At 43.7% G+C, this 16835-nt stretch carries 14 protein-coding genes; 8 read left to right on the forward strand and 6 right to left on the reverse strand.

What is annotated here, in order from left to right:
• A partial coding sequence (locus ACYVRH_RS00690; protein ID WP_461255009.1) for an elongation factor P occupies nucleotides 1-465 on the reverse strand: 465 nt, incomplete at its 3' end.
• A gap of 280 nt (nucleotides 466-745) precedes the next feature.
• On the opposite strand from ACYVRH_RS00690, the gene ACYVRH_RS00695 reads away from it, so the two are divergent.
• Nucleotides 746-1525: a hypothetical protein gene (locus ACYVRH_RS00695; protein WP_461255010.1), complete on the forward strand. Its 780-nt coding sequence runs from the start codon at nucleotides 746-748 to the stop codon at nucleotides 1523-1525.
• Between the two features lie 163 nt (nucleotides 1526-1688).
• Here the strand turns inward: ACYVRH_RS00695 and ACYVRH_RS00700 are convergent, their stop codons facing one another.
• Both ACYVRH_RS00700 and ACYVRH_RS00705 read right to left on the reverse strand, forming a co-directional pair.
• Entirely contained in the window at nucleotides 1689-2519 is an 831-nt protein-coding gene (locus ACYVRH_RS00700; protein ID WP_461255011.1) for an RluA family pseudouridine synthase, read from the reverse strand.
• Nucleotides 2509-3642 carry a glycoside hydrolase family 3 N-terminal domain-containing protein gene (locus tag ACYVRH_RS00705; protein ID WP_461255012.1) on the reverse strand — a complete coding sequence of 378 codons (1134 nt, stop codon included), beginning with the start codon at nucleotides 3640-3642 and terminating at the stop codon, nucleotides 2509-2511. Before ACYVRH_RS00705 ends, ACYVRH_RS00700 begins: the two co-directional genes overlap by 11 nt.
• A gap of 168 nt (nucleotides 3643-3810) precedes the next feature.
• Between ACYVRH_RS00705 and ACYVRH_RS00710 the strand changes: the two genes are divergently transcribed.
• From ACYVRH_RS00710 to ACYVRH_RS00720, 3 genes are all read left to right on the forward strand, one after another.
• Nucleotides 3811-5073, forward strand: coding sequence for a sodium ion-translocating decarboxylase subunit beta (locus tag ACYVRH_RS00710; protein ID WP_461255013.1), 1263 nt, complete (start codon nucleotides 3811-3813; stop codon nucleotides 5071-5073).
• Nucleotides 5074-5144: 71 nt separating this feature from the next.
• Nucleotides 5145-5513: a type II toxin-antitoxin system RelE/ParE family toxin gene (locus tag ACYVRH_RS00715; RefSeq protein WP_461255014.1), complete on the forward strand. Its 369-nt coding sequence runs from the start codon at nucleotides 5145-5147 to the stop codon at nucleotides 5511-5513.
• Nucleotides 5514-5523: 10 nt separating this feature from the next.
• Nucleotides 5524-5736 carry a hypothetical protein gene (locus ACYVRH_RS00720; protein ID WP_461255015.1) on the forward strand — a complete coding sequence of 71 codons (213 nt, stop codon included), beginning with the start codon at nucleotides 5524-5526 and terminating at the stop codon, nucleotides 5734-5736.
• Between the two features lie 30 nt (nucleotides 5737-5766).
• Here the strand turns inward: ACYVRH_RS00720 and fusA are convergent, their stop codons facing one another.
• Complete coding sequence (gene fusA / locus ACYVRH_RS00725) at nucleotides 5767-7806, reverse strand: elongation factor G (RefSeq protein ID WP_461255016.1); 2040 nt, start codon at nucleotides 7804-7806, stop codon at nucleotides 5767-5769.
• A gap of 144 nt (nucleotides 7807-7950) precedes the next feature.
• On the opposite strand from fusA, the gene ACYVRH_RS00730 reads away from it, so the two are divergent.
• Nucleotides 7951-8892: an Rpn family recombination-promoting nuclease/putative transposase gene (locus ACYVRH_RS00730; RefSeq protein WP_461255017.1), complete on the forward strand. Its 942-nt coding sequence runs from the start codon at nucleotides 7951-7953 to the stop codon at nucleotides 8890-8892.
• Nucleotides 8893-9121: 229 nt separating this feature from the next.
• On the opposite strand, the gene ACYVRH_RS00735 is transcribed toward ACYVRH_RS00730, so the two are convergent.
• Nucleotides 9122-10453: a hypothetical protein gene (locus ACYVRH_RS00735; RefSeq protein ID WP_461255018.1), complete on the reverse strand. Its 1332-nt coding sequence runs from the start codon at nucleotides 10451-10453 to the stop codon at nucleotides 9122-9124.
• Nucleotides 10454-11329: 876 nt separating this feature from the next.
• Between ACYVRH_RS00735 and ACYVRH_RS00740 the strand changes: the two genes are divergently transcribed.
• Nucleotides 11330-12499, forward strand: a complete 1170-nt coding sequence (locus ACYVRH_RS00740) for a hypothetical protein (protein WP_461255019.1) — start codon at nucleotides 11330-11332, stop codon at nucleotides 12497-12499.
• A gap of 415 nt (nucleotides 12500-12914) precedes the next feature.
• Complete coding sequence (locus tag ACYVRH_RS00745; protein WP_461255020.1) at nucleotides 12915-14081, forward strand: hypothetical protein; 1167 nt, start codon at nucleotides 12915-12917, stop codon at nucleotides 14079-14081.
• 265 nt (nucleotides 14082-14346) lie between these two features.
• Here the strand turns inward: ACYVRH_RS00745 and ACYVRH_RS00750 are convergent, their stop codons facing one another.
• Nucleotides 14347-15270, reverse strand: coding sequence for an Rpn family recombination-promoting nuclease/putative transposase (locus ACYVRH_RS00750; RefSeq protein WP_461255021.1), 924 nt, complete (start codon nucleotides 15268-15270; stop codon nucleotides 14347-14349).
• 333 nt (nucleotides 15271-15603) lie between these two features.
• On the opposite strand from ACYVRH_RS00750, the gene ACYVRH_RS00755 reads away from it, so the two are divergent.
• Nucleotides 15604-16773 (forward strand): nucleoside-diphosphate kinase, encoded by a 1170-nt coding sequence (locus tag ACYVRH_RS00755; RefSeq protein WP_461255022.1) that lies wholly within the window; start codon nucleotides 15604-15606, stop codon nucleotides 16771-16773.
• The last annotated feature ends 62 nt before the right edge of the window (nucleotides 16774-16835 follow it).

The following is a 16835-nucleotide window of genomic DNA, read 5'->3' on the forward strand; positions in this document are numbered from 1 at the left end:
CTCCGTGACAATGGGTTTTGTCGCGCCTGATACTGTATCGCCTTTTACATAATTCTCACTTTCCGCGACTGTAAAGACCACCTTGTAAGGAATCTGAATATCAATAACTTTTCCTTCCCAAATGGTAAGCTGGTAAACGTCGTTTTCTTTTAAGTACAATTTTTTATCCGGGTTATCAGATATGGAAACTTCGTACTGGTCGTAAGTTTCGTTATCCATAAAATGGTAATTGTCCTGATCGGCATATTGGTACTGGCAGGCGTGAACATCGACCTGCGCGTCTTCCACTTCCTGCTGTGTGGGGACTGTAATGCTGAGCACCGAGCCGTCTTTAATACTTTTCATTTTAATTCTGGCGATTGCCGTCCCTTTGCCGGGCGTGTGAAATTCCCTTTCAACTACAATATAGGGCTGGCCTTTTTGTAAAAGACAGGTTCCTTTAACGATTTCTCCGCATCGAATCATTTTTATCCTCTTTAATAAGTTTTAATGAATAAGTATACCAAAAATGGATTTTTTTTGGAAGTGGTAAAAAACGCATGATTTGCCTGTTTATTATAGATGACAAAGGTATTATTTTATGATAATTTAAGTAATTATGAACATCAAAGACAGCGTTTACAGCGAGAATTGGCTTTATGCGTTTTTTAACTCATTTTTGATACCAACTCTGCGTCCTGCATTTTGTAAGAGCGTTCCTTCAATATTTTACAATTTTTTCTTTCGTCAGTTTCGGGCGGCGTATTTGCCGGGCAGGATTCCGGTTACAAAAGTCGATCACGCGCTGGATGAAAAAATCCCGTTTGTCCCGTCATGGGTGACAATCTACCTTGACTTTATTCATTTTTGGATAAGAATGATAACTTTTTTTCTTAAGCGCTATAAACGCAAAGCGCATATCCCGATGAAAGATTTTATTTATTCAATTGGCGGACTCTACGCTTTTGCGGCTGAAGTTTACAAAAAAAATATGTCAACGACAAAGCGCCCGTTTTATATAGCAAGGCCGCGTTTTTTTGTGATTCATTTAATGGACCCCCACCTGATGTGCATTCCAAGCCTTCACGTTATGATAGTTATTCACACTTATTTGCAATTTGTAGAAACCGCCAAAAAATTGGGAGAGTATGAAAAATTAAAAGATCAGGCGCTGGAATTAAAACAAGGCGCGTTGGCTATCAGCCAGGCGATTCTTTTTGTAAAACAGCACAGCGTAAACTGCATACCCGCTGCGTTATACGCAATGACTTGTTTCAGCCCCGACCTCTTTCCTCCGCAGGAAGCGCAAGCGTTTACGGCTCTTCTTTTCTCTCCCGCGCCAAAAGCCTGTGAAGCATTGAAAAAAATCCGCGTACACCCGTCCGCCGCCCCATTAACAAAGATTCAAGAAGAAGACAAGGCGCGGATAAGGAGCCACATTCTTAAATTGTACAATCAGTTTCTTGAAGAGAAAAAAACCGCAAAATCATGGGAGGAGCCGCTGCTTAAATTTCTTCGAGAGTATGAGGGGAGTGAAAACCAATGAACAGTGAGCAGTGAGCAATTAGCAATGTTGTTGTTCGTTATCTGCGCGTGAAAGTAATACGCTGCGCTTGCTAACAATAATCCCACTCTCTACTCTGCGCGTGAAAGTAATACGCTTTGCTTACAAATAACAACCCCGCTCCCCATTGCTCACTGCTCATTGCTCACTGTTCAAACTCTTTCCACAAATTATCCATCACCGGCGGATCTGCTGTTACGCGAATTATTTCGCTTCTGTTCAATGGATCGGGGAAGCAAAGCGACCTTGCGTGAAGGCGGATGCCGCCGGTTTTTTCACTGCGTTTCGCTCCGTATTTGAGATCGCCTTTTATGTGGAGCTTTTCGGCGGCAAATTGCGCGCGTATCTGATGATGTCTGCCTGAAAGCAGTTGTACTTCTACAAAAAGATAATTCCGTCCTTCGCCCGTAACTCTGTAACGCAATGCCGCCTTTTTACGGTTAGGACCGTCTTTTTTATGCGCGAATGATTTGTTTTTACTGGAAACAGTTTCTATCCAGTGAATAAGCTCTCCGCTTTCAGGCAGAGGGCGGGAAGGCTTTTCTATTACAGCCCAGTAAGTTTTTTCGACAGGGCAGGGCAGTACGTTATCCCCCGCAAAAGCAGCATTTAAAAAGGAAAGTGCGTCTCTAGTTAACGCAAAAAGAGCGCACCCCGTAACAGGCACATCAAGCCGATGTACAGCCTCAACAAGTTCCACCCCATTTCCAATTTGCTCATTATTAATTGCTAATTTCTCATTGCTAATTGCTAATTGCTTATTATTCATTGCTAATTTCTCATTGCTAATTGTTAATTGCTCATTGCTAATTGTTAATTCCCCATTGCTAATCGCATTGGCTAGTTCTTTGGGCAAACCCATCATGCCCCCTTTTGCGCCTTCAACCGCCTCGCCTATTAACTTGTTCACAACAACGCACGCCGCGCTTTGATAGAGGATGCGGGATTTAACGGGAATTATAGAATTATTCTCCATCTATCAATCCCATTCTTAACTTTTCATAAATAACCCTTTGAGCCGCATCTTGTAGTCTGTCACGTGAAAGCCGTCCGTCTTCAATAGCGGTAATTATTGCCTGATGGGTTTTTTGTAAATTGTCAGGCCAGACAAGAATCATATCCGCTCCGGCGGCGATGGAAAAAACAGCCGCTTCTTCGGGACTGGTACTTCCCGCAGCCGCCATTATAAAATCATCGCTAATAATAATTCCTTCAAAGCCTAAATCGCCCCTGAGCCAGTTTCCCATAACGGCGGGAGAAAGACTGGCAATTTTATCGTCAATCGACGGAGCGAGAGTGTGGGCGGCCATAATTGCCCTTGCGCCATTTTTAATTAGGGAGGCAAAAGGAGAAACAAGATTATCAAGAGCGGCTCTGTCCATGTCAAGCACGGACGGGGAGCGGTGGGGGTCGGGACCGGCGCTTGCGGGGAAGTGCTTGACTACGCATAGAACTCCAGCCTGTTCCATTCCTCGAATAAAAGCTTCGGCGGCCTGCGCGGTAAAAAACGGATCCGGCCCGTAAGAGCGGCTTAAAAGAAATTTACGGTTGCCGTCAAAAAGATACTCCGCCACAGGGGCAAGGTTCATTGTAATGCCCAAATTATGAAGCTCTTTGCCCGCTTTTAAACTGTCGGCTTCTATTGCTGAAAGCGTTTCCGTTCTTCCCTGTGAAATATGCTCGTAATAAGAAGACGCGGCGGGCAGGTTCGCCACGCCTCGCCTGAAACGGTTAACAGTTCCGCCCTCGTGATCTACAGCGATAAATGGGGAAATATTAGATTCGTTTTTAATTAACTTTTCAATTTGAGCGAGATGGGCATGAATAGTGTCGTTATCAGTATTGAGGTTGTACTTGAATAGCATTATCCCGCCTGCGGGTATCGCGGTAAATAAATTGATCATCTTGACGGACATACCCTCTTTGCCGCCTGTGCCGCTTATGAGTACCTGAGAAACAAGAAGCCGGTTGTCTAGGGAATCGGCTATTTCACGCGCCCTTACACGGAGCGGGTCTTCTTCAATTATGGTGATTTCTTCTTCAATAATTGGCGTAACCACGCGCCCGACACAGGAAAAAAAGAGAAAAAATAACGGCACTCCGCATAAAAATCGCATAAACCAGTATAAACAAATGCTTTACGGCTGTCCATAAAAGAAGAATTTACCACGAACTTTCGTGTGGTTCGTGGTAAATCTCTTAATTAGTCCACTTGACTTTTTTTTCCATTCTGTGTAATTTGTTAATACATTGAGGAGAGAACAGAAATGATAAATTTTTTAAAAAGTATTGTAGACAGTTTTGGCATACTAAATATGACGCCCCATCAGGGAATAATGATAATTATCGCGTTGTTTTTTCTATACCTTTCCGTCGCTAAAAAAATTGAACCGCTTCTTTTGCTTGGGCTGGCGTTTGGGATGTTGATCGCCAATCTTCCCAGTTCAAGAACAATGGGCGTGGATTTAAACGCGCTTGAAGATGTTGCGAGGGCGGCGGCAAACGCGGCGCCTCTTTCTTCGTATTATGTTAATCCGGTCAGCGGTAATCCCGGCCTGTTAAATATAATATATAAAGGCATAAAACTGGTAGTTTTCCCGCCGATGATTTTCCTTTGCATAGGAAGCATGACGGATTTCGGACCGCTTATAGCTTCCCCAAAAAGCTTCCTTATCGGCCTTGGAGCGCAGTTTGGAATATTTGTATCAATGGGAATTTCCTACTTTGCGGGAAAATTTCTTTCACCGTATATTCCCGGTTTAGACGAGTTTAAGATTTGGGAATGCGCCGCTATCGGCATAATCGGGGGCGCGGACGGCCCTACCGCCGTATATACGTCGATAATGCTCGCTCCTAAATTATTACCCGCGATTAGTATAGCCGCCTTTTCATACATGGCGCTTGTTCCTTTTATCCAGCCGCCTTTTATGAGGTTGCTTACAACCAAAAAAGAACGCGTGATTGTAATGCCAGAACCCAAACACGTTACGCAAAGTCAAAAGATAATGTTCCCAATTTTATTGGCTATCGGCGTGTTATTGCTGATTCCCGCAGCCGGAGCGTTAATTGCGATGTTATGTCTTGGAAATTTGATTAAAGAAAGCGGCGCTGTAGACCGTATCGCAAGGGCGTTACAGGGAGATTTTTTAAGTATCATTACTCTTTTTGTAGGTTTTTCAATTGGCTCTTCAGCTACTGCGGAAATCTTCCTTACATTCCAGACGATAATTATTCTTGTTTGCGGCGTTATAGCGTTCGCCTTTGGAACAGTCGGCGGCATTCTTATTGCCAAGCTTCTTAATGTATTAACAGGCGGAAAAGTTAATCCGCTTATCGGCAACGCCGGAGTTTCCGCCATGCCTATGGCGGCTCGTATTTCCCAGAAAATGGGCATAAAGTATAACCCCGATAATTACCTTTTAATGCACGCGATGGGGCCGCTTGTTTCTGGCGTAATTGGGTCGGCTATTTGTTCGGGGATTTTTATTACTTACTTTGTGCCTATAATGAATCAGGCTTTGGCTCCATAGGGGATTTCGGTAACAGTTATTGTACGATTATTTACCTTGAAATAACCGCTACTTTTAAGTATTATTTATAAGTGAGGATATTCAAAAACCCTTGGTTTACCAGATTTGCTTCTAAAGAGGGTATACAAGACAGCGAACTTAAAGACATAGTGAATAATGTCCTTGAGATCGGACAGGCCGACGTTGATTTGGGAGGCGGCGTTTATAAAGTACGGATAGCCCGTTCCGGAGAAGGAAAGGCGGGAGGGTATCGGGTTATTGTGTTTTTCAAAAAAGATGAACGGACATTTTTTCGCTATGGTTTTGCTAAGTCAACATTAGATAATATAAACAAGGGAGAGTTAAAAGTAATGAAAAAGCAGGCAAAAAAATATTTTGCCCAATCCGATGAACAGATAAAGATACAACTAATGAACGGTACTTTATTGGAAATAATATAAGGAGATAAAAATGGAAAATGATATGGAGTGGAAAGGAAAATATAAAAGTGAGCTTCTAATGGTTCTCCACACGGACGCGCAAGCGTTACATAAAGCCGGAGTAATCAACGACAAAGAAATGCGGGAATATGACCGGGATTGCTTTATTTCCTCACCTGAAAAATCTTCCAACAGTATCAGTGTTCAGATAAAAACAATACCTGTCTATGCCGGTAACAAATGATTTTATAATGATTTATTGTAAATAGTATTCTTATCGCTCAGACGCTTTCTTTTCAAAGTGTGAAAATTGCAGCGTAAAACTTGCCCTTCCCTGCGATACGCTGCGAAGGCTTGTCATAAACCCGAACATTTTTTCCATCGGCGCCTGCGCTTTTATTTCGTCAATATCGGATTTTGAATTCATGCTGATTATCTGTCCGCCCCTTTGCGTGACAAGGCTCATCACCTCGCCGACAAAATCATGTGGGGTATTTAAATCGACCGCCATTATCGGCTCAAGAAGGATGGGGCTGGCGTTTCTGCACGCTTCGTCAAAAGCCATGCTGGCGCAGGCTTCAAACGCGAAGGCGGTTCCCGTTTGTTCCGAATATTGAATGTTTGTTACAGTCGCAGTTATATCGATACAGGGGTATCCCATTACTATGCCCGATGAAAACGCCCCATTAACTCCGCGCTCAACCGCCTCGATTATCTCCTGTGGAATTTCGCTTTTGCCGGAAGATGTTTTTGCAGTATAAATATATTTATTGCCGCTGCCGCGCCCTGCCGGTTCTACGCGCAGGGTAACGCCGGCGGCGTTTTCTTTTCCGGCGATAATTTTAGAAAAACTTTCGCTGTGTTCTTTTACCGCGCTAATTGACTCGCGGTATGTTACCTGCGGATTGCCTACCTTCGCTCCAAGTTTGTACTCTCTTAATATGCGCGTAACAAGAACGTCAAGGTGCAATTCCCCCATGCCGGAAATAATTAATTGCCCTGTTTCTTCATTTTCCCTTGTCGTAAAAGTGGGGTCTTCTTTGGAAAGAATCGCTAGAATATCCTTTAATTTATCCTGATCGGAAATTGTTTTCGGCTCTATGGAAATTGAAATTACAGGTTCGGGAAACTGCATTTTTTCAAGCACTACAGGCCATCCTTCGCTTCCAATTGTATCTCCAGTCTGCGCAAGTTTCATACCGATAATAACGCCGATGTCTCCCGCGATAAGGCTGTCTATCGGCTCGGATTTATTCGAGTGCATTCTTAAAATTCTATTCGCCCTTTCGCGTTTTTTCTTGCCTACATTGTAAACGGAACTGCCTGACTTAAAAGAACCTGAGTAAACCCTCACATAACAAAGGCTTCCGGCTTCTCTGTCATTTTGAATTTTAAAAACAAGGCCGAGCGGGTTCCCGTCGGGATTGCATGGAATACTGATGTCTTCCTCTTTTTTTAAATTATGCCCGACTTCGGGAGCGCACTCGTCGGGCGCGGGAAGGTAATCGACAACCGCGTCAATAACCGGCTGAACGCCCAAATTACGCCGTGACGCGCCCGCAAACATCACAAGCACGTCGCGTTTAATCACTGCTTTGCGAATAACGCTCTTTATCAAAGAGGCCTCTATTTCTTCACCGGCAAGGTATTTTTCCGTTATCGCGTCAGAAAAGCCCGACAGAGCATCAATCAGTTTTTCTCTCCATTGTTTTGCAGTGTCTTGCCGTTGAGGCGCTATCGGAGAAAAAACCATATCTTCGCCGTTGTTATCCCAGCGGATTTCTTTCATTTCGATTAAATCAATTACGCCCTCAAAAGAGCTTTCTTTCCCAATTGGTATTTGCAGGGCGAGAGTGTTAATTTTTAATTTATTTTTTACGTCTTCAATAACATTAAAAAAATCCGCTCCGGCGCGGTCCATTTTATTCACATAACCCACGCACGGGACGTTATATCTGCACGCTTGCCGCCATACGGTTTCCGTTTGAGGTTCCACTCCATGAACTGCGTCAAAAATAGCGATAGCGCCGTCCAAGACGCGAAGGGAGCGCTCAACCTCGGCGGTAAAATCGACATGGCCGGGAGTATCGATAATGTTGATTTGGAACCCTTTCCAGTAAGCGGTAGTGGCGGCGCTTTGAATCGTTATGCCGCGTTCCTGCTCCTGATCCATCCAGTCCATGATCGCCTCGCCGTCGTCAACCTCGCCGATACGGTGGCTTTTTCCGGTATAAAAGAGAATTCTTTCCGTGGTAGTCGTCTTGCCGGCATCAATGTGCGCCATTATGCCGATGTTCCGCATTGTCGAAAGCATAGGTCATTTTAGACAAGAAATTAAATTTATTCAACTATGAAAGTATTTTAAGGATTAAACGAAAAATTTTTTAAAAACAGTCAAGCAAAACCGCTACCTCGCACCCATATAGGGTAACAACAATTTTGTTGTTAAGGAGAGTAAATGAAAAATCAAAATCCTACTCAGTACGAGTGGGGCCCTTTCCCTTTCGAGGGCGGGACGCAAGTCTTTGACATCCGCCACGATCCGGTGTTCAAAACCGTATTCACAAGAGACACCGCAAACTCGAGAGCCGCGTTGTCTGATCTGATTTCGGCGCTTATAGGCAGCGTTATCAAAGTGGAGACGATCACCGCCAATGAACCGCCCGTCAGCGATCTGCGGCAGCGGTATTTGCGCTTCGACATCGCCTGCAAAACAAAAAAAGGCGAGCCGATAAACGTTGAAATGTCCTTCAATCCAAAGGCTAACGAGCATGTGCGTCTTGAGTACCACGCCGCGAGATTATTCGCAGGACAGGAGCTTCACGGAAAAGGAAAAAATTATATCGATTTGAAAAAAACGTATCAAATCGCCATTCTGGCGAAGAAAAAATTTTTCCCTGACAAAGACCTAATACACGATTTTATCTATTACGATCCCAAAACCCGTATTTCTCTAGGCGGAAAGACCAGAATAATAACCGTCGAACTTGAGAAAACGAAACCCATAGTAGAAAAACCGATTGAAAAGATGACAACTGCGGAACTATGGGCTGTATTTTTTGAATATTTGACAGATCCCGAAAAAAGGGCTAAAATTGTTGATATAATTAATAAAGAGGAGGGCATAGCGATGGCGGTAAAAACAATGAAAGGCTTCACGCAGAGGGAATTGGATTACATACGCGAGTCTTATCGGATAAAATGCGATATGGACTATCAGGACGAAGTGGTAACCGCCCAGCGCGAAGTTCTTAAAGTTGGCCGCAGAGAACGCAAAAAAGGCCGCGAGGAAGAGAAACTAATAATCGCGAAAAATTTGCTTGTAAAAGGTTCAACGCCTGAATTTGTGCATGATATTACAGGACTCTCTTTGGAGAAAATTAAGGAATTAAATTGTTGATATAATCAATAAAGAGGGGGGGGAAAAAAAAATCTTCGCTATCTTATCACAAAACCCACGCACAGCCCTCAAACAACAACCCCTCATCCCTTTTCTTCGCTTTCTTTGTTCGCTCCTTGTTCGTGTGGTTTGTGGTAAAATTCTTCCCTCTCCGAGCAAAAAAAAGGCTCCCCTAACGGAGAGCCTTTTTCGTCTGACCACTCTGGAGTGATCAGACTATGCAGTCAAATTAGAACATTACCATAATTGCTACAGGAACGCCCCAAGAAATTCTGCCGTCTTTGCCATCGATGCCGCTTTGTGACCAAAGTTGGACGCCGACCAGGAATTGCGCGCCCCATTCTTCTCCAATACGGATGTACGGGTTAAAGTGCCAGCCCATTAAACTGTGATCGCTATCATCACTATTCGTTATCATAGAAAGACCAACGCCTATAAAAGCCGCAAGGTTGTCACCGAGGGAGAAATAGGGGACTAATTCAGCAAGTATTTTGGTAAACTTATCATCGCCGCCCAATGTTGCTACCGTGCGGAATTTAATGCCAAATGCGTCTGTCGCATATTTTACGCCTAAACCAACGCCGATGGGATTAACGACCTCATCTCCTGCAGAGTCATGGCTTGCAAGCTTGTAACTAAATCCGAAATCAATGCCTAAATCGCCAAAAGTTCCGCCGTAATAAAGGAAGATTGAAGCAGGGTCATCATAGCCCTTGGTTCCTGTAGCGGGAGTACCTGCAACAATTTTTGTATAACCTGTTCCATTAAAAAAGTATTTATCAGTACCATCACTAATTATAGTTGCACCGTCGGGAGCAGAAACACCACCAGTACCTGGGACATAATCGCCTTTATCATAGCCAAGACCGCCAACATAGGTAAGTGCGATATTTCCAAAATCAAGTTTTAAATCAACTTGCGCCATGGTTTTTTTGAACGCATCCGCTGTTTCACCGCCGCCCTGGAACGGAATTGCAATGTTAATGCCAAGAATGTCAATAGGGGTAATGTTCAGGTGCAAAGCGTTTCCGCCATAGCCGCCGTAGAACACGTCTCTGGTCTTAATAGGCTGACCATAGCTATTTATAGGTCCTTTATCATCATCAGAAACGCCATAATATTTACCATTACCTCCCCAGCCCCAAATGTTGTTGCCGCCAAACGCGACTCCGCCGTCATAGGGATTCTCATGGAACATCCAGCCGGTTATGCCTTCTTTTCCGTACATACCGTCACCATTTCCGCCGATGAGCACTTTTAACTGGTCAATGGGCTTCCAAAACGCATAAGCATCAGTGACTTTAGTATCACCATTAAAGCGAATATAGCCGCCGAATTTGCCGTCTTGCACTTCACCATAACCGTCAAGGCGAAGCCGCTCAAACCCGCCGCTTGCCGTAACTTTGGTAGCATCGTCACTGAGATCATTGCCGCCGGCATCTTTACCGGATGCGCCCTGGAACGGCGTTACGATTCCAAATACGTTGGCGCCTACATCCACGGCAAACGCGGCTGTGGCCACTAACGCGAAAACCACTGAAAGAACAATCAGTTTTTTCATTCTAAAATTCCTCCTAACATTTGATAAGAGAGAGCGCCGCACGAGCGCCCTGTGCCTCTTTATCTCCCACTCCCCTCCCATAAAGGGAGGTTTTTTTGACCCGTTTTTTTCCGCATGGAGTGCGTAAAATAAACGAACCTTTTTTTTGAGCAATTAATTGCGTTCAATATTAGGGGGGTTAGCGGATTAAATAAAAAATGTTTAACGCTTGTTATGTGATAATTAAAAAGAAAAAAAATTGATAATAAATTCGATAAAAATAAATTTTTATCGCAAAATGAGAAAATATTGAAGAAATTGCCGAGAAATATTGGACTAATTTGACAATAAATAAAATAGCTAGGATTGTAACCTTTTTATTTAAGAATTTTTATTGTATAAGATAAGTTGCCGGAAAAATTCTTGGCAATTTCAATATTTCTTCTCATATATAATTGAAAAGAAAATAAGAATTAATTTAAACGTCTAAAATTTGACGGAGAATTTTAGATATTTTACCACATAATTTGGAAAATATGTAATATATTAAGATTATTTTTTGAATTTTGGTGTTATTCTTCTTTTCATTTTTGTCAATCTAAATAAAAAATTTAGTCAAAAAATGAATTAATATTTTTAAAATTTAGTTGAATACTTGACAAAAGTATGATAGATTGTATATTAGTAGTATGCACAGGCAAAAAAGTAATCGTTGATTACCGCCTGTGCTAAATGGGCTTAATTGCTCAAAAAAAAGGTTCGTTTGTTTTTCACGTTTAACGCGTAAAAATAATTGAGCCAAAAAACCTCCCTTTATTGGGAGGGGAGTGGGAGATAAAGAGGCACAGGGCGCTCGTGTGGCGTTCTCTCTTATCAAATGTTAGGAGGAATTTTAGAATGAAAAAACTGATTGTTCTTTCAGTGGTTTTCGCGTTAGTGGCTGCAGCCGCTTTTGCTGTGGATGTAGGCGCCAACGTATTTGGAAAGGTAACGCCGTTCCAGGGCGCGTCCGGTAAAAATGCCGACGGCACAGATCTTAGTGACGATGATACCAAAGTTACTGCAAGTGGCGGATTTGAGCGGCTTCGCCTTGACGGTTACGGTGAAGTGCAGGACGGCAAATTCGGTGGCTATATTCGCTTTAATGGTGATACCACAGTTACTGATGCTTATGCGTTTTGGAAGCCCATTGACCAATTAAAAGTGCTCATCGGGGGAAATGGCGATGGTTTCTACGGAAAAGAAGGCATAACCGGCTGGATGTTTAACGAGAACCCCTATGACGGCGGAGTCGCGTTTGGCGGCAACAACATTTGGGGCTGGGGATCTACGGGTTATTATGGTGGTGGTGAAGCTGGCGATACAAATGCCTACGGCCAGCCTATTAAGACCAGACACGTGTTCTACGGCGGCTATGGCGGAAACGCTTTGCACCTGAACATTACCCCCATTGACATTCTTGGCATTAACATTGCAATTCCGTTCCAGAGCGGCGGAGAAACAGCGGATGTGTTCAAAAACACCATGGCGCAACTTGACGTAAAACTTGATTTTGGAAACATCGCCCTTACCTATGAAGGCGCCAGCGGAGAAGGTCTTGACCAGTCCAAAATTTATCTGTATTACGGCGGCTCCTTTGGAGATTTAGGTATTGATTTCGGTTTTAGTTATAAGCTTGCCGGTAAAGACGAAGCTGACGAAAGTGTTACTTTCCCCATCGGCGTTGGTTTAGGCGTGAAATATGCCACTGACGCATTCGGCGTTAAATTCCGCGCAGTGGCAACATTGGGCGGCGATGATAAGTTAACCTGCATACTGACTGAATTACAACCCTATTTCCCCCTTGGCGACAACCTTGTGGCATTTGTAGGCCTCGGTCTTTCTATGACAACGCCTGATGAGGGTGACGCTATAATGGGCTGGCATTTTAACCCGTACATCCGCGTTGGAGAAGAATGGGGCGCGCAATTCTTAGTCGGCGTCCAAGTTTACTCACAGAGCGCTGGGGATGGCGGAGACGGCAGAATCTCTTGGAACGTTCCTGTAGCAATTATGTTAATGTTCTAATTTAGCGAATAGGGAATAAATCCCTATTATGCGAAAAAGGCTCTCCGCTAGGAGGGCCTTTTTTTGTACTGGTAGAGAGAAGAGGTTCTCACGAAGAACGCTTAGAAAGAGAAGATCACGAAGAAGCTGTTATTATCGATCGGAAAGCGTTCGGGGAACGAAGACGAATTTTTTCATCACTATTTTTTAAAAAATATCACATAACAGAAGGTTAAACATTTTATATTTAATCCTCAAAACGCCTAATATTGAACGCAATTAATTGCTCAAAAAAAAGGTTCGTTTATTTTGCGCACTCCATGCGTAAAAAAACGGGTCTAAAAAAACCTCCCATCAGGGAGGGGAGTGGGAGATAAAGAGGCACAGAACGCTCGTGCGGCGTTCTCTCTTATCAAATGTTAGGAGGAATTTTAGAATGAAAAAACTGATTGTTCTTTCAGTGGTTTTCGCGTTAGTGGCTACAGCCGCTTTTGCTGTGGATGTGGGCGCCAACGTATTCGGAATCGTAACGCCGTTCAGTGGCGCATCAGGTAAAGATGCCATGGGCGTAGATCTCAGTGACGATGATACCGCAGTTACGGCAAGCGGCGGGTTTAATAGGCTTCGCCTTGATGGTTATGCTGAAGTGCAAGACGGCAAATTCGGCGGCTATATTCGCTTTCAGGGTGATGATGTTAGTGTCCCAGATGCTTATGCGTTTTGGAAACCCATTGACCAGTTAAAAATACTCATTGGTGGAAATGGCGATGGCTTCTATGGAAAAGAAGGCGTAACCGGTTGGGGTTTCCAGGGGAATCCTTATGATGGCGGAGTCGCGTTTGGCGGCAACAACATTTGGGGATGGGGAAATAATTATTATGGTAGCTTTGGTGGCGCGGCAAATGCCTATGGTCAACCTATTAAGACCAGAGACGTATTCTACGGCGGCTATGGCGGAAAGGCTTTGCACCTGAACATTACCCCCATTGACATTCTTGGCATTAACATCGCTATTCCGTTCCAGAACGGTGGAAAAACAGAGGATGTGTTCAAAAATTTATTTGCGCAAGTGGATGTAAAGCTTGATTTTGGAAATATCGCCCTTAGCTATGAGGGCGCCAGCGGAGAAGGTCTTGACCAGTCCAAAATTTATCTGTATTACGGCGGCTCTTTTGGAGATTTAGGCATTGATTTCGGTTTTAGTTATAAGCTTGCCGGGAAAAACGAGGCAGACGAAAGTGTTACTTTCCCCATCGGCGTTGGTTTAGGCGTGAAGTATGCTACTGACGCGTTCGGCATTAAATTCCGCGCAGCGGCAACATTGGGTGGCGATGATAAGCTTACTGCAATACTGGCTGAATTACTCCCCTATATCCCCCTCGGCGACAACATTGCGGCTTTTTTAAGCGTTGGTCTTTCTATGACAGTGCCTGAAGATGGTGACACATTATTGGGTTGGCATCTTAACCCATACGTCCGTATTGGAGAAGAATGGGGCGCGCAATTCCTAGTCGGCGTCCAACTTTACTCACAAAGCGGTTGGGATGGCAAAGACGGCAAAATTTCTTGGGGCGTTCCTGTAGCAATTATGGTAATGTTCTAATTTGACTGCATAGTCTGACCACTCCAGAGTGGTCAGACGAAAAAGGCTCTCCGTTAGGGGAGCCTTTTTTTTGCTTGGAGAGGGAAGAATTTTACCACGAACCACACGAACAAGGAGCGAACAAAGAAAGCGAAGAAAAGGGATGAGGGGTTGTTGTTCGAGGGCTGTGCGTGGGTTTTGTGATAAGATAGCGAAGAAAAATCTTTTTTCCCTCTTTGTGATCTTAGTGTGAGGTCTTTGGGCGAATTAATTTTTAAGTTTTATGTTATAATCGGGTAATTGTTTTTGTTGACAGCCCTGTAACAGCTTGTATCTGTTCCGTCAAAAAGCCCATTGTTTTCATTTTTCGGGCATTTTCAAGGTTGGCCTCTTTTCGGCCTTTATTAAGGGCTTTACGGGCTTCGCGCTGGGCGGTTACCACTTCGTCCTGATAGTCCATGTCGCATTTTATGCGATAAGACTCGCGTATGTAATCCAATTCCCTCTGCGTGAAGCCTTTCATGGTTTTTACCGCCATCGCTATGCCCTCCTCTCGATTGATTATATCAACAATTTTACCCCTTTTTTCGGGATCTGTCAAATATTCTATAAATACAGCCCATAGTTCCGCAGTTGTCATCTTTTCAATCGGTTTTTCTACTATGGGTTTCGTTTTCTCAAGTTCGACGGTTATTATTCTGGTCTTTCCGCCTAGAGAAATACGGGTCTTGGGATCGTAATAGATAAAATCGTGTATTAGGTCTTTGTCAGGGAAAAATTTTTTCTTCGCCAGAATGGCGATTTGATACGTTTTTTTCAAATCTGTATAATTTTTGCCTTTTCCGTGAAGCTCCTGTCCTGCAAATAATCTCGCGGCGTGGTACTCAAGACGCACATGCTCGTTAGCCTTTGGGTTAAAGGACATTTCAACGTTTATCGGCTCGCCTTTTTTTGTTTTGCAGGCGATGTCGAAGCGCAAATACCGCTGCCGCAGATCGCTGACGGGCGGTTCGTTGGCGGTGATCGTCTCCACTTTAATAACGCTGCCTATAAGCGCCGAAATCAGATCAGACAACGCGGCTCTCGAGTTTGCGGTGTCTCTTGTGAATACGGCTTTGAACACCGGATCGTGGCGGATGTCAAAGACTTGCGTCCCGCCCTCGAAAGGGAAAGGGCCCCACTCGTACTGAGTAGGATTTTGATTTTTCATTTACTCTCCTTAACAACAAAATTGTTGTTACCTATATATGGCGCCCAAGTATGCACCGCGTTAAGCGGTGTGGCTGAATAAATTAACATGGCGTGGCGCTCAATAAAAGTATTAAGATGAATAATGCGCGAGGGCTTTAGCCCGAGTAGTGCGCCCGGAGCGAGAGTAGTGGTTTTGCTTGACTGTTTTTAAAAAATTTTTCGAATAATTTTCAAGAGTGACATCCATAAAAACAATTATTAACATATCATTAATTACTGCCTGTTAATAACAATCCGCTGCCAACTAATTTCTGTTGCTTAATATTTGATAATAAGTTAAGATAAGTTAAATATGAGTATAGGTTTGTCTTATGTTCTTGTAACTCCTTACACTGTCGCTAAAAGCAGAACCGGCGGAGTGCTTTCGCGGCTTTTAACGCGTACCGATTTGGAATTGGCAGGAGCGCAGATATTCGCGGCTGATCAGAAATTTGCGGATGAATACGCGCTTTCACTTAGAAAAAGGGCGCCTCAGAACCAGCTTGTTCTTTTGGCGGATTATGTAAAGCAGTATTTTGGCCCGTCAGGCGGAAGGCCGCACAGAACGCTTTTTCTTTTATTTAAAGGGGAAAACCCCTGCGAAAAACTTTTAAACGTATGCGGTCATTTATACACCCAGCATGTCGAAGTTGACGCTCTAGCCGGAGAGACAATCCGCGATACGTATTCGGATTTAATTTTTTCCGCCGAGAATTCCGAAGAAGTCCGTTATTTTGAACCTGCCGTTCTTACTCCAAGGTCTCAGGATGAGGCGAATTACGATCTGAAAATGTTCGCCAATTTTCTTGACGGCAAGGAAAACATTGTTCAAAATGTCGTGTATCCCGATCCGTCAAAAATAGAAAGAACCCTTGTAATTATAAAGCCCGATAACTGGAAATATAATTCTTCCCGTCCCGGCGCTATTATCGACATGTTTTCCCGCACCGGCCTTCGCATAATAGGAATTAAAGTTCACCGTTTTTCACTTGCGCAGGCTCTTGATTTTTACGGGCCTGTGGAAGACGTACTAAAAGAAAAATTAGCCCCCAATTTTGGCAAGAGGGCGATTGAGCTTTTAGAAAGAGAATTTAATTTTACAATAAGTAATGAATTATCTAATGTTTTAGGAGCGGGGTTTGGCGCGGAATGCGCAAGAGATCAATTTTACAGTATTGTAGAGTTTATGTCGGGAAGACGGCCTTGCGGCTATCCGCCTGAAGACATGGAAAAACCCGGTGATGTTAAATGTATGATCATTGTCTACGAAGGTGAGAACGCGGTTAAAAAAATTAGGGATGTGCTTGGACCTACGGATCCGCTCAAAGCTCCGGACGGCACCGTCCGCCGAGAATTTGGCAGTAATGTAATGGTAAACACCGCGCACGCTTCTGATTCCGCAGAAAGCTATGAGAGGGAACAAAATATCGTAAGGCTCAATCATAATTCGCTAGTATCAATTATCAAAGAACACATTGGCTAAAAATTATAGTTGTTGGGAAATTTCAGTTTCCCAACAAGTCAATCATTGACTCTAAAAAATTA

The sequence above is a fragment of the Treponema sp. R80B11-R83G3 genome (genome assembly GCF_054786115.1).